Genomic DNA, 1,213 nt, shown 5'->3' with positions numbered 1-1,213 from the left:
GGTCGATTTGCCCCTTGCGCTGCCGGTGAGGCTCATGCCGAGACCCGTTGAGGGGGGTGGCTTTGGGGGCGGTGCTGCCGGCAGGCTCTGGCGCAATGTGGATAATGAGATTAATCACATGTCCGATAATGTATATTATGTTACGAAAGCGCAGTGGGCGATGTGGAACGTAAGTCCCTGCAGTAAGGCACTGCGTTCAATAATTTGCTGCAAGGCATTGTCATCGCCATGAACGGCGGCAGGGGCTTTTTCATAGAGCCATTGGTAATTGCCTACATCTTTTATCATCGCAACTTTAATCGCCTCGATAATACCGTCGCGGCGCGCGCGAAGCGGTAGTGAGGTTAAAAAACTTGCGTCATTGATGATTGCCCACGGCGGTGCGAAATTACCAATAAAATTTTTATTCTGATAGGCGTTGATACCATTTTTAACGCCGAGGCCAGCGTCTGCTTGCGCAAGCGTGGTTGTTGGCAGGCGAATCAGGCGAACGCCACGATGAACTAGTGAGGCAGCAAGCCCAACAGCATCCAGTACTGCACCGCCCCCGATAACGACAATGTAACTATGGCGGCAAATGCTCCCGCGTTCACATGCTTCGGCTACTTGCTCAACCACCGACCAATCACTCTTGGCGACTTCACCGGCTGCAATGGTCAGAGGGGGTTCAACCAGTTTAAGTTGATGACGTTGGCTAAACCAATTTGAAATACGTTCAGCAAGTTTGGGTTGCTCTGCAATAACCCCAGCATCGATACAGACTAACGTACGGACCGTTTTATTTGCACCTTCTTGCAAGATGTCAGCTAAGAGATTGTTACTTTCCGCGAAACAATCTTGGCAGTGGTGTAACTGCAGCGCGTAAGGCACCGAAAAGCTAAAATGCCTAGTTGAGGGTGAACTCGTCACGGTGCTGCATGGTCCTTTTGCTGTATCTGTTGTACCTGCTTGGTATGCCTCTGCGTGATCACGATGATTTGCTTGAGGCGTGCGGAGTTGAAGCTTCGGGCTAGGGGTCGTCAAGCTATCGGTGGCATCAACTATGGCAGGTGAATACATCTAGAACTCCTCCAACTCGGCAGAAGCAGAATAAGTTCTCAAGATAAGAGATCTGTACGCTTAGTGCCACTTGTTAAACGGACCAGTGCTAGCGACGTTCAGACCAATAGCGTCGACCTTGTGCAAGCTGGTTAATATCACATAAGTCGTTGCA

Annotated in this window: 1 protein-coding gene; it reads right to left on the bottom strand. The window is 50.3% G+C overall.

The features are described 5' to 3' along the window. Positions 1 to 135 precede the first annotated feature (135 nt). The gene (locus F6K23_RS40875) at positions 136 to 1,059 is read right to left on the bottom strand and encodes a hypothetical protein (protein WP_293166974.1); all 924 of its coding nucleotides are present in this window, start codon (positions 1,057 to 1,059) and stop codon (positions 136 to 138) included. Between the last annotated feature and the right edge of the window lie 154 nt (positions 1,060 to 1,213).

This window comes from Okeania sp. SIO2C9 (assembly GCF_010672455.1).
Classification (GTDB): domain Bacteria; phylum Cyanobacteriota; class Cyanobacteriia; order Cyanobacteriales; family Microcoleaceae; genus Okeania.
The sequence above is the reverse complement of the archived record's forward strand: the minus strand, read 5'-3'. Positions and strand labels throughout refer to the sequence as shown.

Bases quoted from the DNA above. Each gene is read 5' to 3' on its own strand.
- F6K23_RS40875 (WP_293166974.1), bottom strand. From the start codon at position 1,059: ATGTATTCACCTGCCATAGTTGATGCCACCGATAGCTTGACGACCCCT.